The organism is Microbacterium sp. MPR-TSA4, assembly GCF_058792815.1.
Map to the genome: position 1 here is coordinate 23,893 of NZ_JBXAFF010000008.1, position 23,406 is coordinate 47,298.

Sequence of the window (23,406 nt, forward strand, 5' to 3'; positions counted from 1 at the left end):
TGCTCACCGCAAACCTCCTTCTTCTTCGCCGCCACGGCGGGGCGTAGCCGGACCGGCTCCCCGCCGTGGGGCTGAACACTGCGCCGGTCTTCCCCACGAGACCCTGAAGGACTCCTTGTCATGACCACCACGATCGCCCCCTCCTGGAATCGGCAGCGCCCCTCCGGCATGCCCTCGCACCGCTACACCGACGCCTACTCCCGCGTCGACGTGCCCCTGGGCGCCGACCGGCAATGGCCGAACCGACGGCTCACCCAGGCGCCGTTGTGGGTCCCCGTCGATCTGCGCGACGGCAACCAGGCCCTCGCGGAGCCCATGGACCCCACCCGCAAACGCCGGTTCTTCGAGTTGATGGTGCGGATGGGCTACACCGAGATCGAGGTCGGCTACCCCTCGGCGTCGCAGACCGACTACGACTTCGTCCGCCTCATCGCCGAGACCGACATCGCCCCCGACGACGTCACGATCGTCGTGTTCACCCCTGCGCGCCGCGACCTGATCGAGCGGACCGTGGAATCGATCCGCGGCATCCGCAACGACGTCGTCCTCCACATGTACACCGCGACCGCCCCGACCTGGCGCGACACCGTGCTCGGCAAGGACCGCGACGAACTGCGGGAGCTGATCCTCGCCGGCGGACGGGACGTGCTCCAGTTCGCCGGCGACCTGCCGAACGTGCGGTTCGAGTTCAGCCCCGAGGTGTTCAACCTCACCGAGCCCGACTACGTCATCGAGATCTGCGACGCGATGACAGAGTTGTGGGATGCCAGGCCCGAGCGCCCCGTCATCCTGAATCTCCCCGCCACCGTCGAGATCGCCACCCCCAACGTGTACGCCGACCAGATCGAGTACATGCACACCCACCTCGCCCGCCGCGACGGCGTCATCCTCTCCGTCCATCCTCACAACGACCGCGGCACGGGGATCGCCTGCGCCGAGCTCGCCGTCCTCGCCGGCGCCCAGCGTGTCGAGGGCTGCATCTTCGGCAACGGCGAGCGCACGGGGAATGTCGACCTCGCCACCCTCGCCCTCAATCTGCACGCGCAGGGCGTCGACCCGATGATCGACTTCTCCGACATCGACGAGATCCGCCGCACCGTCGAGTACTGCAACCGCATCGACGTGCACCCCCGACACCCCTACGTCGGCGATCTCGTGCACACCGCGTTCAGCGGCACCCATCAGGACGCCATCAAGAAGGGCTTCGCCGAGCATCGCGCCCGCGCTGCAGCCGAAGGGCGCGACGAGAGCGAGATCGCCTGGCGGGTTCCCTACCTGCCCATCGACCCGGCCGACATCGGCCGCAGCTACGACGCCGTCATCCGCGTGAAGTCCCAGTCGGGCAAGGGCGGCATCGCCTACCTGCTCCAGACCGAGTACGGCATCGAGCTCCCCCGCCGGCTCCAGATCGACTTCGCCCGCCACGTGCAGCATCACACCGACTCCACCGGCGGCGAGGTCACCGCCGAACAGCTCTGGGATGTCTTCTGCGCCACCTACCTCACCACCCCCGTCGACGCTCCGATCGAACTCGTCGACGTCGTGACGACCGACAAGAACACCCGCATCACCCTCCGCGCTGGCGGCATCGAGGACACCACCACCCACGGCGGCAACGGACCCGTCGACGCACTCACCACGGCGCTTGCACGACACGGGTTCGCGATCGAGATCCTGAGCCTCTCCCAGACCAGCATCGGCGCGGGAGCAGACAGCGAAGCCCTCACCCTCATCGAATACCGCCACGGCTCACGTACCGCATGGGTCGCCGGCAAGGACCGGTCTGTGCTCACCGCCTCGTTGACCGCCGTCATGAACGCGATCGCGACCGCCGAGGATCGGATGCCGCCGGGATCCATGGTCACCTCAGCCGTCACGCCCGATCGACGTGAAGACGCCCGGGAGTGACGCGACCCGGGCCTCTCAGTCGAAGACCTCGCCCAGGAAGGACTTCATCGCCGTCCAACTGCGACGCTCGGCGGTGGCGTCGAAGAGGGCGCCGTGCTCGGGTGCGTTCGCGTCGGGGAGGGTGAAGGCGTGCATCGCGTTGGCGTACGTGACGACCTGCCAGTCGATCTCGGGAGCCGTCCGCAGGTCGTTCTCGAAGGCGAGCAGCGCATCGTCCGGGGCGACGGGGTCGGCCGCCCCGTGGAGGACGAGCACCTTGGCTGCGATTCGCCTCGCCTCCCCCTCCGGACCGGTGAGCAGGCCGCCGTGGAAGCTCACGACGGCGTCGACGGGGGCGCCTGTCCGGGCCAGCTCCATCACAGAGGTTCCGCCGAAGCAGTAGCCGATCGCCGCGGTGCGCGCGGGGTCGACGGACGGCTCGGCGAGCAGCCGCTCGAACGCGGCCGCGAGCCGCTGTCGCCACAGCGCGCGATCCTGGTAGAAGCCACTGGCGACGGCGGCGGCATCCTGAGGTGCGGGGCGGACGTCCGCCCCGTAGACGTCCGCGGCGAACGCCGCGTAGCCGAGACGGGCCAGCATGTCGCAGCGCATCCGGACGTAGTCGGTCACACCGAGCCAATCGTGTACGACGAGAATGCCTGGGTAGGGGCCGCCCCCGGCGGGACGGGCCTGGTACCCACGAAAAGCGACACCGTGCGCGACGTAGTCGACGTCGCCGGAGACGACCCCGCCCGCGGGAAGAGCCTCGCGGTCGAGGATCTCGTTCAGGTTCTGGGCGTAGGTGGTCATCTGGTGCTCCTCTGTGAGGGAAGACAGGGCGGCGTCCGCGCGTAGGCGACCGTGACTCCCATCCTCCAAAGGATTTGAGTCACACACGGGCCATTCTTCCAATCAGGGATCCTCGTACGATCATCACGATGAGCGCCACGAGACTCAGCGGCACCGAAAAGAACGCGAGATCGAAAGAAGCTCGCCAGCTCCCCTGCCCCCAATACTCGTAGTCCCAGTAGGCATCAGCGAACGCCGTCACCGGCCACACCAACGAGCCCCACACGAAGAGCACGAGAAAGGTCACGTGATCCCCGCGCACGCGTCGGTCGAGAACGTGCAGATGCCAGTGCAGAACACCGATGACGAAAGCCTGGAAGACGGCGACGAGCGCAACCTGCCCGACGAGGTACTCCCGGTCGCTGGCGGAGAAGGTCGCTGCATTGCGAAGGACGAGGAACTGATCGGGAACTCCTTGGAGCACGAAGATCGCCGCGAAGACCACGAACGCGACCACCGCGATCAACCACAGACTGGGGCGTGGCACCGGCATCCTCCCCCACTCACAAACTACCCTCTGGATGGAGGAAATCAGTGTCTCAACGACTTCAAGGTGGCCGCGAACGTCGAGTACGGCAGCTACCGATGCTGAGCAGATTCCTGGGCCCGGCGGTGGCCTGTACCGCGGGAGCACTTGTCCTGACAGGGTGCGAGACGGGTGCGGGTTATGGAGTCGCTGCTCTGCGCCAAGCGAGCGGCGGCTCAATCCGAGTCGCCATATGTGCCCCGACAGACGCAAGCAGATTGAGTTTCAGCGTCCGCGACCTCACCGCGGCGAAGGACTGGACGATCGTCGCCGAGTACGAAGGGAAGCACACGTTCACACGTGGAGAGGAGATTGAGCTCGGCGAACCAGTCGCCGGCATGCAGCTGACCCATAGCGCGCAGCTCTCCGCCCAAAGCGGTCAGGAGTACACCCTTCTCGTCGACGGGCAGTCCGAGCGGATGGTGTATTGGAGCGCTGTCGACTGGACCAGCGTCGGAAGCGGTTGGCTGCAGGTGAATCACTCGGCGAACCTGCCGGCCGTGACGGCCCACGCATGCCCGGACAGGTGACGCAGTTTCGAGCAAGCCGTTCTAGCCCGAGGGTCTCGTGGATTCTCACGATTGTGGTGAATCACCACCGGGAGGGAGATCGATCTCGGTACGCGGCAACGGTGAGCGGATTCCGGCATCACGACTGCGCCGCCGCCTGTACCGGTGGCAGGCCGAGAGCGCTCGTCCATTCCAGGCACGTTCAACGGTCCGCGCCGGCCCCTGGCGAGGTGCCCAGAGAGGGCTAAAGAGAATCGGTCGCCAGACACGAACCATCCTCGCGACACTTGCCGACGCCGGAGCGAGGTGTCCGGGAAGTCAGGCCGATTCAGCCGCACTCATGCGCAGCGAGCCGCGTTCAGCTGGGTAGCCATTCCGCCCCGCCGCGGAGAGGCCTCCAACCGAACCGAGTTCGCTCCAACTCAACTTCGTCGGAGTCGCGGGGCAGCCACTCGACACCCCACTCATCGAGCAGCGATGCGACCTCATCGTTGCCTTTGAAGTACATATCACCCGGAATTCCGGCCACGGGCGGTGGGTCCAGCACCAACGTCCACCACTCGATCATGCTGTCCGGGTAGACGAACAGAAGGCGGCCGACCCAAGGACCGGATGTCACGCGTCCTATTCGGCCCTGACGACCCCAGAAGCTATTCGTTAGGTCCATGTCAGAACATTCTCGGGTAGATCACGTGGAGATTTGCGTACTGGGTGTTGCCGCAGAAACCATACGTCAGATTGGAGGAGGCCCCAAATCTCCCCTTCCAGGCAGAAGCGCGATACCCATTCAGCGCATTCTGGTGCGCTTCGTGGCCGACGACACGGAAGCGGAGCGGTGCATTCCATCCGCGGACGGATCGAGCAGATCGAGCGATTGGACAACCCAGTGCCCACCCCAGACACGACGAAGCCCCGACGAGAAACGATTCCTCATCAGGGCTTCAGACCGTCGGGATGACAGGATTTGAACCTGCGACCCCTTGGAGAGTTCGGGCGATTTCCGAATCCCACCGGATGTCTTGAGAACCCTCGCGTTCCCTTGTGTTGACAGGGAACCGGACGGTTCGAATGCTCCGATTGTATCCGGTCGACTCGGGTCGTCCCTGGGTGATTGAGGTGGCAAAGTGATGGCCGCTCCCCCCGCGGCCGCCACTGACGATCCAGTGATGCCGCCCCAACCCCTCGCGCTCGGGGGCGGGGGCTTTCGGCCCGCTACCCCGCTACCCACGCTTCCCGAGCGAGGGCAAACCCCCCGAGACCGTCCGCACACTCCGCCGCTTCTGCGTCTTCGTCCGTTGCTTCGCCGTCGGCTCGGCGCCGCCCTTGCACCAATGTCCCGAGGGGCGCTTGTGCGCTACGAGTCGCGTCGGCGACGCTTGCGACCGAGCGACCAAAGCGTCGCACCTCGGGCAGACCATCTTGCCGCGCGGAGAGGTCGACCCCTGCTCCTTCGCCTGCGCGCGCCGTCTGCGCTCGGCCCGCTCGAGCTTGGCCGCCTCCCGCTGCTCCCGCAACGCTGCTATTCGCGCCACCGTCTCGGGGGTCGGCTCCACAAACGTCGGGCGCTCCCCCGAGCGCGCCGTCCGCGTGAACGAGCACACGACGCCAGCACTAGCCTCGTGCGCCTCGACGTATCCGCCGGTGACGATCCGCGCACGCCGACCGCACTCCGGGCAATCGAACTCCACCGCCATCGTCGCCATCCTCCGCGCCGAGTCTACGAGCGCGGCGCGCAGCGCCGCTTCTGGAGCAGCCGCGGCCGCAGCTCAGTAGACCTGCCCCCTGCCGTTGCTCGGCAGCAATCGAGTGCTCGGGGCGCTCCAAAGTCTCGGTCGGGCGGATGTGGGCGAGATCGCCACCGACGTCGATGCACACAGCCGGGATTCACCCGAGGGTAGTGGGGCTCGCTCGGCCGCGATCAATCAATGCCCTCTCCCACTCGCGCAGGTGAGTCGCAGCGCACCTCCAGTTAGAGAAGGGAGCTCAGCATGAACCACAGCAGCACCACCACCACCACGACGTCGTCCATCTCGTCGGAGTCGCCGGTCTCACCGCCGGTCCCCGAACATCGCTGGATGAGCGTTGTCTTCCTGCAGGGCGACGAAGCCGATCGCGTGCTCGACATGATCGACAGGAGCGGTCCCCAGCGGGTAATCCGTCACCTGTCGCAATGGGACTTCGGCGATGAGACCCGAGACTCCGCCCTCGTCAACGGCTACGTGTACAACGAGGTTCCCCAGAGTCCGACCGACGGCGTCGTCCACGACGACAACGCCGTGTACGCGCTGACGTACAACCGCCAGTTCGGCTACGTCTCCCTCTTGCGCACCTTCACACCGCAGGCGGAGGACGCGGACCGCCCAACATCACCGCAGACTCCGTGGTTCGCACTCGCCGGGCGTGCCACCGCGCCGCGTCGACGCGGCCTCACGCTCTGATCCGACCCGTGTGGTGCGAGCTGCCGATCACCGGCCAAACTCCCCCATCCGCCATCACGAGGAAGGAGCGACGATGACTCCACATCTCACGGACGAACAGATCGCTCGTGTTGTGCTTGCCGCAGTCTCAGAACCAGGAGACGGGGTCACGGGCACGTTGCTCCGCTCGCTGGGCGCGTCCGAAACAGTCCGATTGATCAAGACGCGAGAGCCGGTGCCCGACGCGATCGACAACACCGACGGGGCCCTATGGCGAGACCGATTGCGTGCACGACTGCGGGATGCCGACGTCGATCGGGTGCTCGCCGACACGGAGCGACGTGGCTTCACCATCCTCACTCCAGGCGATTCGCGGTGGCCGACTGAGCTCAGGGAGCTCGGCATCCACGAACCCATCGCTCTCTGGATCGCCGGCAATTGCAGTGTACTTGCAGCGCATACGCCACGGCGGGTCGCGATCGTCGGTGCGCGCGCCGCGACCAGCTACGGCGAGCATGTCGCAACTGAGCTTGCGAGCGAGCTCGCGGGCAGCGGAGTGAGCCTCGTCTCGGGCGGTGCGTACGGCATCGACGGTGCCGCACACCGCGCCGCGATAAGCGCACACCCGGCAGCCACCGTCGCGGTTCTCGCTGGAGGGCTCGACCGTCCGTATCCGGCCGGCAACGCGAGTCTGTTCGACCGCATCGTTGAGAGCTGCGGCGCCCTAATCAGTGAGCTACCTCCTGGCGCGGCACCGACTAAGTGGCGTTTCATTCAACGCAACCGGCTATTGGCCACCCTCGCCGGGGCGACCGTCGTCGTTGAAGCTGGCTCGCGTTCGGGTTCGCTCGACATCGCGATTCGAGCCCACACGCTCGGACGACCTGTCGGTGCAGTGCCCGGCCCGGTCACGAGCGCCGCGAGCACAGGATGCCACCGACTCTTGCGCGAGCGCATCGCAACCGTCGTCACCAACGCCAACGAGATCCGTGAGCTGCTCGAGTCAACGGCACCGAATCCTCGGCGCGCGTTCGATCACTCGCCGCAGTTCACCCGCTGCCGACGAGCGACAGGTCTTGCGCTCTGAGAGCACAAGGTGAGTCCAGGAGCGCGGTCAGCGCGCGGACCTCTGTTCGCACGTGCATCTTAAAAGTAAGATGAAGGGGTGTTGAGCGATGTGCATGGGCCACGGAAATTGGATCGCCGCCGTCAGTTTTCGGTGCCGCGGGCACTGCTGGCGGCTGCGGGGATCGCGGTGCCTGGCCGGGTGAGCTTCGAACGAACGCAAGGGCGAGTGGTGTTGCGGGCTGCGCGGGCGGAGGATGAGGCTTTCCGGATGATGTCCGCGCAGGCGCAGGTGATCGCGCCGTCGTGGGTGGTGTCGGAGCTTGGCGCTGCGGCGGGTGATCCCCTGTATGTGCGCCGGCATGATGACGCGGTAGAACTGCTCCCCGCAGGGCGGGTTAGGGTCGAGGGGATGGAGAACGCATGAGCTTGGACGTGTCGCTCAGCGCACCTCTCCACCGTGACCTCGACGCACCGTGGGCGGGACCGGCCGGCAGGCAAGCCGCAGTCGCAGCGATCACGGCGCAGTTGTTCCCGGGCGCGGCAGGACTGCCGTTGACGACCTTTTGCCGGGCGCATGTGCACCCGGTCGTGGTGTGGGACCGCAGGGTGCTCGCGAACCGTCTGCACGCGTCGGTCGCACCGGCGACCTCACCGGACGCGGTCAGTCGGCTGATCTACCTGGATGTCGAGTCCCCGTTGCGGGCCGCCGGGATGATCGGTGTGGGCCGTCCGACCGCGGTCCGAAGGTCGCTGAAACCATTGCGTTCGCTGTGCCGAACAGTTGCCGCGTTCGCCCAGTTCCCGGCTCGCTCGCCGCTCGTGGTCGAGGAGTTCGATGCCCAGGGAACCGCCCTGGTCGTCAGTGGCGGCGATGGTGTCGTCGTTTATGCCCCTGGCGATCCAGGCCCGATGTCCGGCGCCGCGCTGAGTCCCCTGTGGCGGCGCGTGTACGAGGAGCGGCTCTTCGACTGGGCGCTGCGGTCCAACGCACTCCCGGTCGCGTTCAGCGCGGAACGACGGCCTTCACCCACGCGTTGAGCGAGCTGGGCGCGTCCCAGTGCGCATCCTCCATCTGCAGGGCGATGTCCATGTGCATCATCTGCGCGCTTACTGCTCGCGACCGGAACGAGACGAGGCGGTCTTCGCGGGGACCGTCGAGCACTTCGCGAGCTGCGGCTGCGATGCTGCCGATGCTGTGCGCGAACGCGGCGTGATCACCCACCCGGTCGAATACCGGATCGCCCTGGCAGATCTCGCAGAAGCACCAGAAGTAGTCGGCGGGCATCTGCGCGGCCACCAGCGGCAACCGCTCGAGGTGGTGGTAGGACATCAGCCGCGGCACATATACGGACACGACGCGGCCGCCGCGACCTCCGCCGCCCCCGGTGGAGGTCCAGATGTGTCGCAGCGAGCTGGCGGTTCCGACCGCGCCGAAGATGGCACCGCCGGCGACCGCGCCGACAGCGGACAGGTCCGAGCGCAGCAGCGCGATCGGGACCGGCGCGGTGAGGACCGTGAGCAGACCCGCAACAGCAGCCGCGGACCCGAACGGGTCGGTGGTGTGACCGACAGCGAGGGCGACAGGAATCCCAGCAGTGGTGATGGCGGCGAGCAGGTCCGCGGCGCGGTTCTTCAGGATGAGGTAGTCGATAGGCAGCACCGCCATCACCGGGCCGCGGGCGCGGGCGGCGAGCTGTGCTGCGCCGGCGAGCAGGCCGTAGACGTCGTCGAAGCGTTCCAGGCTGAGGTAGCCGCTGTCGGTGAGCGCGATCGGTACGCCGTGGTCGAGCTGCCACGTCACCCAGTCCGCGTTGAGGGGTTCGGCGGCGGTCTTGCGGTTCTTTCCGGCGTAGCGGTTCGCGTCGAACAGGATGCGGGACTGGTCGCCGGCGACCTCACGGTGTCGGGTGAGCAGCCGGTCCGCGGCGGCGGTGAGGTTGCCTTTGCCGATCGTGTAGACGGTGTTGAGGGTGCTGCTGCCGCTGAATGCGGCGACGCGCCGCACATCGGTGTGCGGCGCGTGGATGAGGATGGCATTGTCGATGCCCCCCAGAACCCGGGTCTGGGGCTCATGGCGGCGGGGCGTCGGCGTAGTCAGGTCGAGGTCAGTCATGAAGTGGTGCTCCCATCGTGAGCGGGACGAGCGCCTCGGGTTGCGGGTTCTCGCCGAGGTAGTGGTGACGGAAGGCCGATTCGGTCATCCTGGCGAGGTCGGCGATATCGGCGATCGAGAGATTGCGGACGTGCTGGTGGATGTCCAGGATCTGGGAGATCGTGGTGGGGGTCTCGGCTGCGACGTCTCCGGGCTCGCTCTTGCGCCAGCCGAGCTGGCCCAGACGCATGTTGAACTCGCGATACTGCCGGTCGGTGATCTGATCGAGGTCGAAGGCGCGGCGGATCAATGCCGAGATCGACAGTCCCCACTTTTCCTTCAGCTGCAGCAGGCGCCGGAAATCCCCGGTGCGCAGCCCCTCCAGGTCGGGGCGGATGGTGACGGCGGGGGCGAGCAGTTCGCTCGCGAACGCGTTCGCCTGCGCTTCCTGCTGCGGCCCGGGCGCATCGTGCATCAGCAGGTGACCGAGCTCGTGGGCAATCGTGAAACGCTGCCGGTCGGCGGGCAGGCCTTCGCTGACCAGCATCATCGGGAACCGTGACCGGTCCTCGGGCCACGTCGACACTGCATCCTGCCCGGGGGTGGACAGCGGGCGTCGAACCACGATGATCCCCGCGGACTCGACCACGCCGACCAAGTTGGGCAGCGGACCATCGCCCAGCCCCCACCGTTCCCGCAACCGCTTCGCAACCACACCCGCGTCGCCGTCCAGATCGATCGGGTCTCGCTGCAGAGAGCGCTGCGGCTGCGGGTCCAGCCCCGTGAGCAAGCCCTCCAGCGACAGTCGGGTGAGGTGGGTGACGGCTTCGACACGGCGCATCGTGCGCACGGTCATCGTGCTTGACCGACGACGGTGATGCAGGCAGCTGATCGACAGGCCGGTAACCGAGGGATCTGCGCGCAGAAGGCCCGGCGGGCAATCGAGCGCGTCCGCAAGGGCGTCGATGCGCTCGTCGGTCAGCTCGAGGCTGTGGGACTCCAGGCGCGAAACGACGGCCTGCGACATGTGGGCCTCCTTCGCCAACTCCGTCTGATTCCACCCGCGCGCCTCGCGCAGCAGCGCGATGATCGAGACCGTCGCATCCGCCATCTCTCACCTCCGCAAGTGAGAATAGCATACGCAGGTTTTGCCAGGTAGTTGCGCCACGCGTTTCGCCGAGCGCTCAATGGCGATTCGCGTCGTCGGAACCGTGCTCAACGCCTTGCCAGCGTGGTGTGCTTCCGTCCGATCGGAGAGACCAACCTGCTCGCAGCCGCCGGTATCTGACTCGCCACCATTGCCACCCTCGTCCTCACTGTCTACTGGCGAAGACTCGCTCACGGAGTGTCGAGGTGCGCTCGAGCATTGGCAATATTCTTCAACCATGGGTGCAGTCAAAGACTTCTTGATTCCGCACCTTGCGCCGCTCGCGACGCCGTATCTATTCGTCGGAGCTGGACTCTCACGCCGGTACGCGGCGCTCCCCTCGTGGTCCGAGCTGCTGCGCTTGTTTGCGGACAAGACAGGCCAGCCCTACGAGTTCTACCTGTCGGCGGCGGACGGCGACCTGCCCTTGGCAGCAACCAAGATCGCCGAGGCGTTTCACGGTGTCTGGTTCAGCGCCCCCGAGTACGAGGACAGTCGCACGACGTGGCAGTCGAAGGTGGTCGACCAGGCTGGCCCGCTGAAGATCGAGATCGCGAAGCTCCTCGAGGAGCGCGTGGCGGCGATGACGATTCCGCAGACCCTTGAGGGCGAGTGGGAGCTGCTTAAGGCCGCGACCGTCGACGGCATCGTGACGACGAACTACGACCGCGTCCTGGCTGAGGCCTTCCCTTCTTACCTCGAATACGTCGGGCAGGACGGCATGCTGTTCTCGGACACCCAGGGCATCGCCGAAACCTACGCGATCCACGGTTCGACGCGCGACCCAATGTCGCTGGTGCTTACGCAGTCCGATTACGAAAGATTTGACGCCCGAAACGCTTACCTCGCGGCGAAGCTGATCACGATCTTCGTGGAGCACCCGGTGGTGTTCCTCGGATACAGCTTCAATGACGCTAACGTTCAGCGGATGCTGACTGCCATCGTGCAGGGACTCGAGAACCACAGTATTGACAAGTTGCGCGACCGACTTATCTTTGTCGAGTGGCGCGCCGACGGCGACGCCACGGTTGAAGTGACTGACGTCAACATCAGCGGCCACCTGCTGCCGATCACTCGCATCAGGACGCCGGACTGGACCGAGGTCTTCGAGGCCCTGGGCTCCCGGAAGCACGCGCTCCCCGCTCGGACTCTGCGTGTCCTGAAAGAGCAGGTCTACGAGATCGTCAAGTCCAACGATCCGAAGGACCGGCTCTTCGCCTACGCCGACATTGACTCAGCCAAGGCGGAGGACATCTCGATTGTCTTCGGCGTGGGTGCGAAGATCGCGGCGACTGGAATCGTTGGCATGAATCGAAGCGACATCATCGCTGATGTTCTCGAAAACCCTCCTGGTGGGCTTCCTGCCGACGACATCCTTCAGTTGCACATCTCGAAGATTCCGAGCAACTGGTGGTACCCCGTCTTCAAGTATCTGCGTGAAGCCGGGCATCTGGACGCCGGCGGCAACATCATCGACGAGACGGTACTGCCATCTCAGGTGGTCAAGCTCGCCCAGCGGAACCGGACCGAGGTAATCACCAAGTTCCGCTACCGCCGCCGCTCCACGATAGCCGCGTTGGAGGCTAAGCACGACTGGCGTTGGATGTTCCTGAACTTCCTGGAAGTGCCGTCTCACATCGAACTCGCGAGCGACCTGCGCTCCTACCTGATAGACAACGCCGGAAAGCTGGAAACCGAACCCGCCTACTGGCAGAGCTACTACTCGAAGGGCGTCGTGGCGTACGACTACATTCGCTACGCGCTGGGGTGGAAGTAGTCCCTCGGGTGATCAAAGATCGCGAACGCGCGATTCGGCTGTCAGACCTGCTCGCCGTGCTCCAACGGTCTTGATCTGTCGTCGAGGATCCCGCGGACGCTGCCGTTCATGTAGCTGGCGAACTGGTCCCAGCGCGATCTAGCCGGTCCTCGAGCGCACAGTAGCGAAGACCTCGACAGTCGCCATTGCGGCGACCGCGACGACGCTTGCATGACCGGTGCACACGGATGCGCGGTGAGCGGATGGCGCTCGAAGCTTTCAAACGGAAAGGCGGCCGCTCGCGGCTGGACGTCGTGGCCTTAGCCCACCGACATCGATTCGTCTGTAGCCGCATCGCGATTGCGCCGCTCAAACGCTCGCACCCGCAAGAGCCGCCCGACCGTGATCGGCCCGTTTACCACGAACTTGAGCGCGTTCCACAGGCACACCAACACGAGCAGGTTGATCCATCCCGGCGCACCGCCGGCGACCCGCTGCGCGAGGCCGGCGGCGATCACGAGGTAAACGACGGCGAGGAGCATCACGGGGACGCCCCACTTGAGTCCGCGGCGGGTGTGCGTGGCGCGGATCAGGATGTTCGTCGGCATCGTCCGCTGGAAGAAGGCGTAGATGCGACTCACGAAGACGATCAGCAGTTGGAACATCGACCATGCCTCTCCTTCAGGCGTGGGGCTTGCGGTTGCGCTCAGGGTACGCCCGCGTCGCGCGAGCGGGTAGGACCGTCGGTCACAGGCTGTGGACAGACCGACTGCGGTTGGGCGCTTGTCGCGGCTGTGCAGGAGCGTCGGCTCGCGACAGCCTGATCGCGCGATCCCGCGCCACGGCTGCGGTCGCGGCATCCATCCGCTGGTTTGGCGAGGCGGCAGGCGCACCAAGTGCGTCATCCTCGAACACGCCGTACCGGTCTCGGTAGGCAGCGACGATGTGCGCATGGCGACGCCAAACATCCGCGCGCACCGGGTCGGCCGGCATGTGCCCGAGCGAACTGATCCACATCGCGCCCGACGCCAGAGCGGAGTCGACGAGCGCCGCCGCGCGCTCCTCGATCAGAAGTGCGCGTTCATCGAGCGCGCGCCGCATCTCGGCATCCATCTCCCCCATCGCCGCGGGAATGAGACCGGCGATCATCCGGCGTCCACTCCCCCGCGAGCTGCCGCTCGATGGCTGAGCGAGGACACGCTCGAGGCGCTCGTGGAGCACAGCCGCGGCATCCTGCGCGTCTTCGAATCCGCGCGAAGCGGCGAGCCGAGCGAGAAGGGAATCGACGTCGTATCCGAGCGCTTCGGCGCGCCGGAGACCCGCGGTGAGGACACCGAATGCGTCCGACGTGATCGTTGCATCCGCCACTTCGGCGGGCAGTCCGCACGCGTACACGAGGTTCGTCCACCGTGGCCGCTGGGCGGACGACGCGATCGTGTCGTACTCGGCCGCGAGCTGCGCGATCGATCCCCAGCTCTCCTGCTCGGCGACGATCGTCTCATGCGCCGACAGCTCGGCGCCGACGTGCCCGAGCACGCCCGCGAGGATGTCGCGGGCCGTGGCATTCGGACGCTCCCCTGGATGTCGAGCGGAGTGATTGTCGTCGGGGCGCGACACGACCACGTACGCGGTGTTCGACGCTCTCCCCCGCGTCATCGCGACGTACAGGTTCTCGCGCGTTGTTCCTGGCTCGATGACGGCGTGGGCGGTGTCGGCCGTGATCCCTTGCGCCCGATAGGCGGTCACGGCGTAGCCGAGGTCGACATTCTCGGCGACGTAGCCGGCCGGCAGGGTGATCGGCCGGGCACCGGCGCGATCGGTGTTCCGCACACGTAGCGAGCCGTCGCGACGAACCGCGACGACCTTCCATCGCGCGCCGTTGCGAACCCAGTCAGGGCCCGATCGCAGGCGACGGTCGTTCTTGCGTGTGATGACGACATCACCGACGGATGCTGCGGCCTCGTCCCGCAGCGAGGCCTCAGCACTGGCATCCACCTCGCCGGAGAGAACCAGCTCGGCGCGCGCCCGCCGGTTGAGCGCGCCAACCGCCTCACCGGTTTCAGCGACGAGCACCGACGACATCCCCGCAGCCACGTCGCGGAGCCACGCGCTGTACGCCGCGTCGGACATGGCATCGGCGTCGCCCCCGACGATCCGATCGCGCGCGCCGTAGGCATCCAGCGCCTGCAGTCGTCCGTTGCGGAGGTCAAGGGATGCCTCCTTCTCCCATGCGTGCCGGAAGCGGTGCACGTCAGCGAGTCCGGGCGCATCGGAGCGCGCTTCGACGAGCATCCGGAATGCACCGCCGGCGTCGACCGACTGCAACTGCGCCCAGTCGCCCACCAGCAGCACCTTCGCGCGCGCACGAGTGGCCAGCGTGCAGATGCGATCGAGCGTGAGCGTGCCCGCGAGGGATGCCTCGTCGATGATGACGAGCTGTCCTGCGCGAACCGTGGCGCGGCCCTGGCCGTGCTCGTGCAACCACTTGGCAGTATTCTCCGTCGCGATGCCAAGGTCGTCAGCGAGTTCGCGCGCGGCCGCAGCGGACGGTGCGAGCCCGATGACCGAGCCGCGACCGTGCTCGTGCTCCCACGCCAGCCGCAGCGCGTGCATCGCTGTCGTCTTGCCCGAACCGGCTGGCCCGATCAGCACATCGAGGGAACGCGCGGAGGTTGCGATTGACTGCAGCGCCGCGCGCTGATCCGCTCCGAGTTCAATCCCGCGATTGCGGCGTGCCCGCTCGGCGTAACCGAGGGTTGCTGCGCTGACCACCGGCGCTGCGGTCGCGTGCGACGCGGTGAGCAGTCGCTCTTCCGCGTCCAGCAGCGCAATCGAGGAGTAGCGCTCGGAGTTGCGCGGGCGGAAGACGCTCGTCCCATCTGCACGTCGGAACTCGGCGGGCGAGACGGCGAGTTCGGGGGGCGTGAGCTGCGCGGAGCGATGCTCCGCCGCATCCGTGATCATGCCGACGATCGCCTCGCGATCCTCGGTTGTGGCCAAGCGCCAGCCCATCGTCTGCCGCGCGGCTTCTGCGTAGAGGTTCCAGCGGGTCCACGTTGAGCGACGTTCGCCTGTTGCTTCGACGACGCGCAGCGCGACTTGGTTGAGGATGCCGAGCGCGACTTCGTCTGCGCGCAGTAACTTCGGCGCCTCACGTTGGTTCACCGCGTCACGCGCCCAGGCGGTTGCGTCGCGGCCGAGCAGCCGACTGGCGCGAGTGCGCCACTCGTGCGTGAGATCGGCGAGCGATCGGAGCTGCTTCTCGGGCCGCGTCGCAAGCGTCGCCTGCTGGCGCAGGCGGATGATCGTCACCTTCGACGGAGCCGTCCCATGCGTGGCGATGTACTCATCTATCAGCCGGTCCTTCTCGATGTCGATATGACGCGACCGTGACGAGAACTCGGTGACCAGCTGCTCAGGGACGGATGCGATCGCCCAGACCGGGTTGCGATCCGCTTCGCGCTCGCGCTTCTCCCACTGCACGCCGAGAGCACGTGTCATGTGGTCGGCGAACACCGCGGTGTGCAACTCGGACAGCGCAACCGTCGCCGCGTGCAGCGGTCGACCGTCGAGGGACCGCCACCTGCCGTCGAACTCCGTGCGTACCTTGTTGCTCACCACTACATGCGTGTGCAATTGCGGATCGCCCGCGCGCGAGTCGAAGTGATCGAACGCGGCGGCGATTAGCCCCGCCACTTCGACCTGGGCGACAGCGCCGTCGCGGCCCGCTTCGCCTGCGCGCGTCGCGGCAAGCGCGCGCTCCATGAAGGCCAGCACGTCGTCGATGGCCTTGTGGTGCGCGGCGGCGATTGTTGCCTGGGTATTGGCGTCAGCGACCGCCCAGAGAACGGATGCCGACTTTGGCAGCGAGAACGTAAAGTCGTAGCCGGCGACGGCACGACGGCGAGTCGGTGCTGCGTGGGCGGCCCGTGATGCGGTCGGGTTGTCGGGGCTCGTCTCGGATGCCGCGTACTCGGCGTACGCCCGGCCGAGCGGCGCGCCCGTTCCGGGATCTCGGCCCATCCCCAGCAGCAGCTCGAGTTGGGCCTCAGATACGCGGGAGCCGGCGTTGATCTTGCCGTCGGCCAGCTCTGGTAGGCCGCTGCCGAGCCAGCGGCCTGGCGGCGTGCCGGCCTCGGCGTAGTACCGGGTCAGCGGGGTTGAGAGAGGCCGTTCGCCATCTGCTGCGGCGACGGTGCGGAGGAGGTACTTGTAGCCGTCTTCAGCGCTCATCAACCGCATCGACACCGACATCCGGCACCGCCTCTCATCTATCAGAGAGGTGCGTGCCCGTGCCCGCGCCAGCGGGTACTTATCGGGGCCTTGGCCTGTGTCCTATTGAGTGCGAGATCTGTTCGTCGGAGCCGTCCGTCATCGGCCGTCGCAAGGGGACGTTGGTCGGGGATACTTGCCGGGTGAGCACGCCAGCCCTTCCGCCCGATCTGACCGGTCCGCCGACTACGAAGTCTTGGCAGCGGTCGCTCATCGTGGTGTTCCTCTCCGGCGCCGGGATCGGTGTGCTGGGCGGGATGATCGGACTCGGCGGCGCGGAGTTCCGGCTGCCGCTGCTGATCGGCGTGTTCGCGTTCGCCGCGCTCCCTGCCATCATCATGAACAAGGCAATGAGCCTGATCGTGGTGATCACCGCGATCCCGGCGCGCCTGATCAGCGTGCCCCTGGACGAACTCTCGCCATATCTCTATGTCGTCGTGAACCTGCTCGCGGGCAGCCTGATCGGCGCGTGGATCGGCGCGCACTGGGCCACCAAGCTCGCCTCCAAGACCCTCTACCGGGTCATCGCGATCCTGCTAGTGCTGATCGCGGTCCTGCTTTTCGTCACCCACTTCTTCGCCATGGAACCCCTGGGCGTTCCGGTCGTGCCGCGGATCATCCTCGGCATCATCGCCGGGGTGATCATCGGCGTGGTCGCCGCGTTGATGGGCGTCGCCGGCGGGGAGCTGCTCATCCCGACGATCGTGCTGCTCTATGGCGCCGACATCAAGATCGCCGGCAGCCTCTCACTGCTGATCTCGCTGCCCACCATGCTGGTCGCGTTCGCCCGCTATAGCCGCGACAACAGCTTCCAGGTGCTCGGGCAGAACAAGGGCTTCCTGATCGCGATGACCGCGGGCTCGATCGCCGGAACCATCGTCGGCGGGCTGCTACTCGGGGTGATCCCGGACGCGATCCTCATCCCGCTGCTCGTGCTGCTCCTACTCCTCTCTTCCATCAAGGTCTGGAACCACAAGTAGGCTCCGTCCGCACCCTCGACTTGTCTAGCCATTGAGAAGCCAGCTCAGTCGTGGGACGGGGCTCTTGCCCGACACAGTCGGACCAGTCCGCCCGGCTTCGCCTTGATCTGCAAGACGTGTGAGCGCCGTCGGCGGCCATCATCGACGCTGATGCAGATGACATTTGGTGTCGGTCCGTCAAGACCGGGGCTGACGACCGGTGGGTCTATCAACAGTCGCAGTGGACCGCCAGGCACGACCAAGGTCGGTATCAGCGCCAGTACTCTCGGTGTTCGACCGACGCTTTGCGGCTGCATGCGTGATCGTAGGTTCCGCGTGAATATGGCGGTCTCCACGGATAGACGACCGGCACTTGACGGTTCCGACACCTGTCGAAGGCGCTAGCGACGTTAGGTCACTCCGTCGTCAACCTATTCGCCTGAGCCAGGATTGAGGCCTTGCTGCGTGACTATCGCGGGACCAGCGTGATCGAGACCTGCTCGAGCGCCTGCGGGATGAGCTTGTAGTACGCCCACGTCCCCCGCTTCGACCTCGACAAGAACCCGGCCTCGGTGAGCACTTTGAGGTGGTGCGAGACGGTCGGCTGGGAGAGTCCGATTGGGTCGATCAGGTCGCACACGCACGCCTCCTGATCCTCGGAGGATGCGACGATCGACAGCAGCCGCAACCGCGCCGGGTCCGCGAGGGCCTTGAGAGTCACGGCGAGCTGCTCGGCGTCCGTCTGCGCGAGCGGCTCGCGCACCAGCGGCGCGCAACACGCCGCACCGGGGGTGACGTCGGTGACCTCGAGCATCGTGACCATGCATCGACAATAGTCGATATTGACAGGTTTCGATACATGTGCTCATACTGGGCATCGACGTTCATCAATATCCTTCGTGGAGGCATCCTCGTGACGCTACTCGATCTGACCTCCCGCACCGCGACGAGCGACCGGCTGGCGACGCTCCCGGTGCTGATCATCGGCGCCGGCCCGATCGGTCTCGCCGCCGCGGCGAACCTCGCCGAGCGGGGCATCGACTTCACCATCCTCGAGGCCGGGGACCGGGTCGCGTCGTCGATCCGGCTCTGGGGTCAGACCCGGCTGTTCTCGCCGTGGCGTCACCTGATCGACCCCGCCTCCCGTCGCCTCCTCGAGGCAGCCGGGTGGAGCGGCCCGGCGGACGAGGGCCGGGCGCCGACCGGGCACGAGCTCGTCGACGACTACCTCACGCCGCTCGCGGCGCTGCCGGAGATTGGCTCGCGGATCCGATTCGGCGCCCGCGTGGTCGCGGTGACCCGAGAGGGCATGGATCGCACCCGCACCGCCGGACGCGACAAGACGCCGTTCCTGGTGCGCCTGCAGACCGTGAACGGTGACTTTGTGGACCGGACCGGGCGGGCCGTGATCGACGCCTCCGGCACCTACTCGACGCCGAACCCGCTGGGCTCGTCGGGCCTGGACCCGATCGGCGCCGCCGCCGTCGATGATCTGATGCTGCACGCCCTCCCCGACGTCATGGGCATCGACCGGGCACGGTTCGCGGGGAAGCACACCACGGTCGTCGGCGCCGGGCACTCGGCCGCGAACACACTGATCGCCCTCGCCGAGCTCGCGAAGAGCGAACCCGGAACGCGGGTGACCTGGCTGATCCGCAACCCCTCCGCGATCCGCGTCTCTTCCTCCCCAGATGATGAGCTCGCCGACCGCGCCCACCTCGGCTCCCGCGTCGACCAGCTCGTGGCGTCCGGGCGGGTCGATCTCGTGGACTCGTTCGAGATCTCCCGCGTGCAGCCGCACGGCGACGGCGTCCGCCTCATCGGCTCGTGCCGTGGCGAGCCGGCCGCTTTCGACACGGATGTGGTGGTGAACGCGACGGGGTTCCGCTCCGACCTCGGGATGCTGCGCGAGGTCCGCCTCGAGCTAGACGAGATCGTCGAGGCCCCGCGCCGGCTGGCGCCGTTGATCGACCCGAACCTGCACTCCTGCGGCACCGTCTCCCCGCACGGCTTCGCCGAACTGCGCCACCCGGAGCCTGGGTTCTTCCTCGTGGGCATGAAGTCCTACGGCCGCGCGCCGACGTTCCTGCTCGCGACCGGCTACGAGCAGGTCCGCTCCATCACCGCGTGGCTGGACGGCGACATGCCCGCCGCCACCGACGTCCGGCTGACTCTGCCGGCCACCGGCGTCTGCTCCGCCGACCTCAGCAGCGGGAGCTCGTGCTGCTCGTGACGACGGTTCGGTCGATGACCGCGGCGGACTGGCCGCAGGTCGAGGAGATCTTCGCCGCCGGCATCGAAGGCGGCGAAGCCACGTTCGAGACCACGACCCCGTCCTGGGGACAGTTCGATGCTGGCAAGATCGCTGAGCCCCGGCTGGTCGCCGTCGACGACACCGGGGCGGTGGTCGGCTGGGCCGCCGCGTCCCCGGTCTCGGCCCGCGAGGTCTATCGGGGCGTGATCGAGCACTCCGTCTACATCGCCCCCACCCACCACGGCCAAGGCATCGGACGGCTGCTGCTGGATGCATTCATGGCCGCGGCCGAGGACGCCGGCTACTGGATAATCCAGTCCAGCATCTTCCCGGAGAACACCGCCAGCCTGCGCCTGCACGAGCGGGCCGGGTTCCGCGTCGTCGGCCACCGCGAGCGGATCGCCCGCTCCCTGCTCGGCCCGCAAGCCGGCCACTGGCGCGACACCGTGCTGATCGAGTACCGCTCCGCCCGCAACGGCATCTGACCCCGGCTGCGCCAAACAGCTCGCCTCGTCACCAGGGGCGACGCCCGCGTCCGGGGGTTCCTCCTCCTGGTTGCCGCTTCACGTTCACTCAGCGTTCACATAGAGGCGCTTCTATGTAACACAGATAGAAGCCCGTCTATCCGTCTTGCCATGCGGCGAGATCGAACAGGCCGAGAGGCCCTGAACGAAAGTGCACCGTGAAGATCACCACAGCAAAGTTCGCCGCCGCGGCCGCCGTGCTCGCCGCGGCCCTCGCCCTGAGCGCGTGCGGAGGCCAGCAGCCCTCGAGCGGCTCGAGCGGCAATGGGGAGGACGGCTCCGCTCTGAGCGGCACCGTCGCCTCCGATGGCTCGTCGACGGTCGGCCCGCTGACCGAGGCCGCAGCGACGGAGTTCGCCGGCGTGGAGCCTGACGTCCAGGTCACCGTCGCGACCTCCGGCACCGGCGGCGGTTTCAAGACGTTCTGCGCCGGCGAGACCGACCTTTCCAACGCATCCCGCCCGATCAAGGACGAGGAAGCCGCGGCGTGTGAGGAAGCCGGGATCGAGTTCACCGAGATCGTGATCGCCAACGACGGCCTGTCCGTCGTGGTGAACAAGGACAACAACTGGATCGACTGCATCACCGTCGAGCAGCTGCACACGATCTGGGCGCCCGAGTCCGAGGGCAAGATCACCAACTGGAACCAGGTCGACCCGTCCTTCCCCGACGTCGCGCTCACCCTGTACGGCGCGGGCACCGACTCGGGCACGTTCGACTATTTCACCGGCGCGATCAACGGTGAAGAGGGCGCGAGCCGCACCGACTACAGCCCCTCCGAGGACGACAACGTCACCATCCAGGGCGTCTCCGGCGAGAAGGGCGCGATGGGCTACTTCGGCCTCAGCTACCTCGAGGAGAACACCGACGTCCTCAAGGGCCTCGAGGTCGACGGCGGCGACGGCTGCGTCTTCCCGTCGACGGAGACCGTCCAGGACGGCACCTACACCCCGCTGGGCCGGCCGCTGTTCATCTACGTCAACAACGCCTCCTACTCCGACAGCGCCGCGGTGAAGACGTTCGTCGACTACTACGTCGAGAACGCCGTCACCATCGCCCAGTCGGCCCTGTTCGTGCCCCTCACGGACGACCAGATCACGACCGCGCAGGACGAGCTCGCCAGCCTCGGCTGACCAGCGACCCTGCCCCCAGGCCGGGGGGGACGCCCGTCGTCGCCCCCGGCCCGCCACATGAGGAGTGCCGTGACCGCCCTGTCCACCACGCCGCGCACGAAGCCCGCGCGACGTCCCCCATCGTCTCTGCGAGCCAAGCCGCGCCCTGTCGACGTCACGATCCGGCTCGTGTTTCGCCTCGCGGCGATCGCCACGATCGTCATCACCGCCGGGATCGTGCTCGCCTTGCTGATCCCGTCGCTCGAGTTCTTCGCCGAGGTTCCCGTCTGGGAGTTCCTGTTCGGCACCCGGTGGGCGCCCCGCTTCGCGGATGCCTCCTTCGGCGTCATCCCGCTGGTCACCGCCACCGCCTGGACGACGGCGATCGCGCTGCTTGTTGCGGTCCCGTTCGGGCTCGGCGCCGCGGTGTTCCTCTCCGAGTACGCCCACCACCGGGTGCGGAAGACGCTCAAGCCCATCCTCGAGCTCCTCGCCGGGATTCCCACCGTCGTCTACGGCTACTTCGCCGTCCAGTTCATCCAGGCCACCGTGCTCCGCGAATGGCTCGGCCTCGACACCGGCTCGTTCAGCGTCCTCGCCGCCGGGTTCGTGATGGGCATCATGATCATCCCCACCATCGCGTCCATCAGCGAGGACGCCATGTCGGCCGTGCCCAACGCGCTGCGCCAGGGCTCCGCCGCGCTGGGCGCGAACCGGATGCAGACCACGCTCCGCGTCGTGTTCCCCGCGGCCTTGTCCGGGATCATCGCAGCGGTCGTGCTGGGGATTTCCCGCGCGGTGGGCGAGACGATGATCGTCGCCCTCGCCGCCGGCCAGCAGGCCCGCATCGTCACCGGGCCGCTCGAGGCCGGGCAGACCATGACCGGGTTCATCGCCCAGGCAGCTCTCGGCGACTCCCAGGTCGGCTCCCTCGAATACAACACCCTGTTCGCGGTCGGGCTGCTGCTGTTCTTCATCACCCTGCTGGTGAACTTCATCAGCATCGCGATCGTCCGCCGGTTCCGGGAGGCGTACTGATGACCACCACCACGACATCCAGGGGAATCGGCGGGGTCGTGCAGCGCTCGATCCGCGGCCGCGCCAAGGGCGGCGAGACCAGCCCCCGCGCGATCATCTTCCTCGTCGCGCTGTGGTTCTGCCTGCTGTTCGCACTGCTGTTCCTCACCATCCTGCTCATCACGATCTGGATCGACGGTCAGGGCCGACTCGATTCCCGGCTGTTCACCGAGTACCCCTCCTCCAACCCCGAGGACGCCGGCGCACGCCCCGCGATCCTCGGCTCCCTGTGGGTGATCGGCACGACTGCGGTGATGACTCTCCCGTTCGGGATCGCCGCCGCGATCCACCTGGAAGAGTTCGCCGACAAGCACAACTGGGTCAACCGGGCGGTCGAGCTCAACGTACAGAACCTCGCCGCGATCCCCTCGGTGATCTACGGCATGCTCACCCTCGCCGCCCTGGGCCTGTTCGGGATCGTCAACAAGAACCAGGTGTGGGTCGGGGCGCTGGCGCTGAGCATGCTGATCCTTCCGGTGATCATCATCGCCACCCGCGAGGCGCTCCGGGCCGTCCCGGCCGAGATCCGGCAGGGCTCCCTCGCCCTGGGCGCGACGCCGCTGCAGACCGTGTTCCGCAACACACTCCCGGCCGCGCTTCCGGGCATCGCAACCGGGTCGATCCTCGGGCTGTCGCGTGCGCTCGGGGAAGCCGCGCCGCTTCTGCTGTTGGGCGGGCTGGTGTTCCTCCGGTTCGACCCGAACGGCCTGATGAGCGGTTACACGACCATGCCCATCCAGATCTTCAACTGGACAGGGCGCCCGCAGGACGGGTTCCACGAGCTCGCCGCCGCGACCAGCATCGTGCTCCTGGTCGTGCTGCTGGCGATGAACGCCCTGGCCATCTTCATCCGCAACCGCTATCAGCAGCGCTGGTAATCGAAAGGCCCCGACATGAACGACGACACCACCGCCACGCACCCCAGCATGCACTTCGACACCGGCGCCCTCGGCCGCT

The 23,406-nt window shown here is 67.1% G+C and carries 20 protein-coding genes; 13 read left to right on the forward strand and 7 right to left on the reverse strand.

Annotated elements, in window-relative coordinates; all coding sequences use genetic code 11:
- Positions 1–120: 120 nt before the first annotated feature.
- Positions 121–1,908 (forward strand): 2-isopropylmalate synthase, encoded by a 1,788-nt coding sequence (locus tag AC1Q49_RS05845; RefSeq protein ID WP_492491193.1) that lies wholly within the window; start codon positions 121–123, stop codon positions 1,906–1,908.
- Positions 1,909–1,923: 15 nt separating this feature from the next.
- Here the strand turns inward: AC1Q49_RS05845 and AC1Q49_RS05850 are convergent, their stop codons facing one another.
- Together AC1Q49_RS05850 and AC1Q49_RS05855 are read right to left on the reverse strand one after the other, a co-directional pair.
- Positions 1,924–2,697: a dienelactone hydrolase family protein gene (locus AC1Q49_RS05850; RefSeq protein WP_492491194.1), complete on the reverse strand. Its 774-nt coding sequence runs from the start codon at positions 2,695–2,697 to the stop codon at positions 1,924–1,926.
- Between the two features lie 79 nt (positions 2,698–2,776).
- Positions 2,777–3,223, reverse strand: a complete 447-nt coding sequence (locus AC1Q49_RS05855; RefSeq protein WP_492491195.1) for a hypothetical protein — start codon at positions 3,221–3,223, stop codon at positions 2,777–2,779.
- A gap of 257 nt (positions 3,224–3,480) precedes the next feature.
- Between AC1Q49_RS05855 and AC1Q49_RS05860 the strand changes: the two genes are divergently transcribed.
- From AC1Q49_RS05860 to AC1Q49_RS05880, 5 genes are all read left to right on the forward strand, one after another.
- Entirely contained in the window at positions 3,481–3,792 is a 312-nt protein-coding gene (locus tag AC1Q49_RS05860) for a hypothetical protein (RefSeq protein WP_191008736.1), read from the forward strand.
- Between the two features lie 1,967 nt (positions 3,793–5,759).
- Positions 5,760–6,209: a hypothetical protein gene (locus tag AC1Q49_RS05865; RefSeq protein WP_060958813.1), complete on the forward strand. Its 450-nt coding sequence runs from the start codon at positions 5,760–5,762 to the stop codon at positions 6,207–6,209.
- A gap of 73 nt (positions 6,210–6,282) precedes the next feature.
- On the forward strand, positions 6,283–7,275 hold the full coding sequence (gene dprA, locus AC1Q49_RS05870) for a DNA-processing protein DprA (protein ID WP_492491196.1): 993 nt from the start codon (positions 6,283–6,285) through the stop codon (positions 7,273–7,275).
- Between the two features lie 78 nt (positions 7,276–7,353).
- Positions 7,354–7,680: a hypothetical protein gene (locus AC1Q49_RS05875; protein WP_157553713.1), complete on the forward strand. Its 327-nt coding sequence runs from the start codon at positions 7,354–7,356 to the stop codon at positions 7,678–7,680.
- Positions 7,677–8,294: a hypothetical protein gene (locus tag AC1Q49_RS05880; RefSeq protein WP_061781698.1), complete on the forward strand. Its 618-nt coding sequence runs from the start codon at positions 7,677–7,679 to the stop codon at positions 8,292–8,294. The genes AC1Q49_RS05875 and AC1Q49_RS05880 overlap by 4 nt, the downstream gene beginning before the upstream one ends.
- Here AC1Q49_RS05880 and AC1Q49_RS05885 read toward each other — a convergent pair.
- A complete protein-coding gene (locus AC1Q49_RS05885; RefSeq protein WP_060958815.1) occupies positions 8,260–9,369 on the reverse strand; it encodes a hypothetical protein in 1,110 nt (369 codons plus the stop codon). The genes AC1Q49_RS05880 and AC1Q49_RS05885 overlap by 35 nt on opposite strands.
- On the reverse strand, positions 9,362–10,459 hold the full coding sequence (locus AC1Q49_RS05890) for a helix-turn-helix domain-containing protein (RefSeq protein WP_060958816.1): 1,098 nt from the start codon (positions 10,457–10,459) through the stop codon (positions 9,362–9,364). Before AC1Q49_RS05890 ends, AC1Q49_RS05885 begins: the two co-directional genes overlap by 8 nt.
- 274 nt (positions 10,460–10,733) lie before the next feature.
- On the opposite strand from AC1Q49_RS05890, the gene AC1Q49_RS05895 reads away from it, so the two are divergent.
- Positions 10,734–12,272, forward strand: coding sequence for an SIR2 family protein (locus tag AC1Q49_RS05895; protein WP_060958817.1), 1,539 nt, complete (start codon positions 10,734–10,736; stop codon positions 12,270–12,272).
- Positions 12,273–12,571: 299 nt separating this feature from the next.
- On the opposite strand, the gene AC1Q49_RS05900 is transcribed toward AC1Q49_RS05895, so the two are convergent.
- Positions 12,572–12,916, reverse strand: a complete 345-nt coding sequence (locus AC1Q49_RS05900; protein ID WP_060958818.1) for a hypothetical protein — start codon at positions 12,914–12,916, stop codon at positions 12,572–12,574.
- Between the two features lie 82 nt (positions 12,917–12,998).
- Entirely contained in the window at positions 12,999–16,505 is a 3,507-nt protein-coding gene (gene mobF / locus AC1Q49_RS05905) for a MobF family relaxase (RefSeq protein WP_492491197.1), read from the reverse strand.
- 32 nt (positions 16,506–16,537) lie between these two features.
- On the opposite strand from mobF, the gene AC1Q49_RS05910 reads away from it, so the two are divergent.
- Positions 16,538–17,503 carry a sulfite exporter TauE/SafE family protein gene (locus AC1Q49_RS05910; protein WP_492491198.1) on the forward strand — a complete coding sequence of 322 codons (966 nt, stop codon included), beginning with the start codon at positions 16,538–16,540 and terminating at the stop codon, positions 17,501–17,503.
- A 448-nt stretch (positions 17,504–17,951) separates the two neighbouring features.
- On the opposite strand, the gene AC1Q49_RS05915 is transcribed toward AC1Q49_RS05910, so the two are convergent.
- Positions 17,952–18,305 (reverse strand): ArsR/SmtB family transcription factor, encoded by a 354-nt coding sequence (locus tag AC1Q49_RS05915; protein WP_060958825.1) that lies wholly within the window; start codon positions 18,303–18,305, stop codon positions 17,952–17,954.
- A 90-nt stretch (positions 18,306–18,395) separates the two neighbouring features.
- Between AC1Q49_RS05915 and AC1Q49_RS05920 the strand changes: the two genes are divergently transcribed.
- From AC1Q49_RS05920 to pstA, 5 genes are all read left to right on the forward strand, one after another.
- Positions 18,396–19,715, forward strand: a complete 1,320-nt coding sequence (locus AC1Q49_RS05920; protein ID WP_060958826.1) for an FAD-dependent oxidoreductase — start codon at positions 18,396–18,398, stop codon at positions 19,713–19,715.
- A gap of 14 nt (positions 19,716–19,729) precedes the next feature.
- The gene (locus tag AC1Q49_RS05925; RefSeq protein ID WP_060958868.1) at positions 19,730–20,221 is read left to right on the forward strand and encodes a GNAT family N-acetyltransferase; all 492 of its coding nucleotides are present in this window, start codon (positions 19,730–19,732) and stop codon (positions 20,219–20,221) included.
- Positions 20,222–20,418: 197 nt separating this feature from the next.
- A complete protein-coding gene (locus tag AC1Q49_RS05930) occupies positions 20,419–21,393 on the forward strand; it encodes a PstS family phosphate ABC transporter substrate-binding protein (protein ID WP_060958827.1) in 975 nt (324 codons plus the stop codon).
- 69 nt (positions 21,394–21,462) lie between these two features.
- A complete protein-coding gene (pstC, locus tag AC1Q49_RS05935; RefSeq protein ID WP_492491199.1) occupies positions 21,463–22,410 on the forward strand; it encodes a phosphate ABC transporter permease subunit PstC in 948 nt (315 codons plus the stop codon).
- Positions 22,410–23,327: a phosphate ABC transporter permease PstA gene (pstA, locus tag AC1Q49_RS05940; RefSeq protein ID WP_060958829.1), complete on the forward strand. Its 918-nt coding sequence runs from the start codon at positions 22,410–22,412 to the stop codon at positions 23,325–23,327. The genes pstC and pstA overlap by 1 nt, the downstream gene beginning before the upstream one ends.
- Positions 23,328–23,406: the final 79 nt, after the last annotated feature.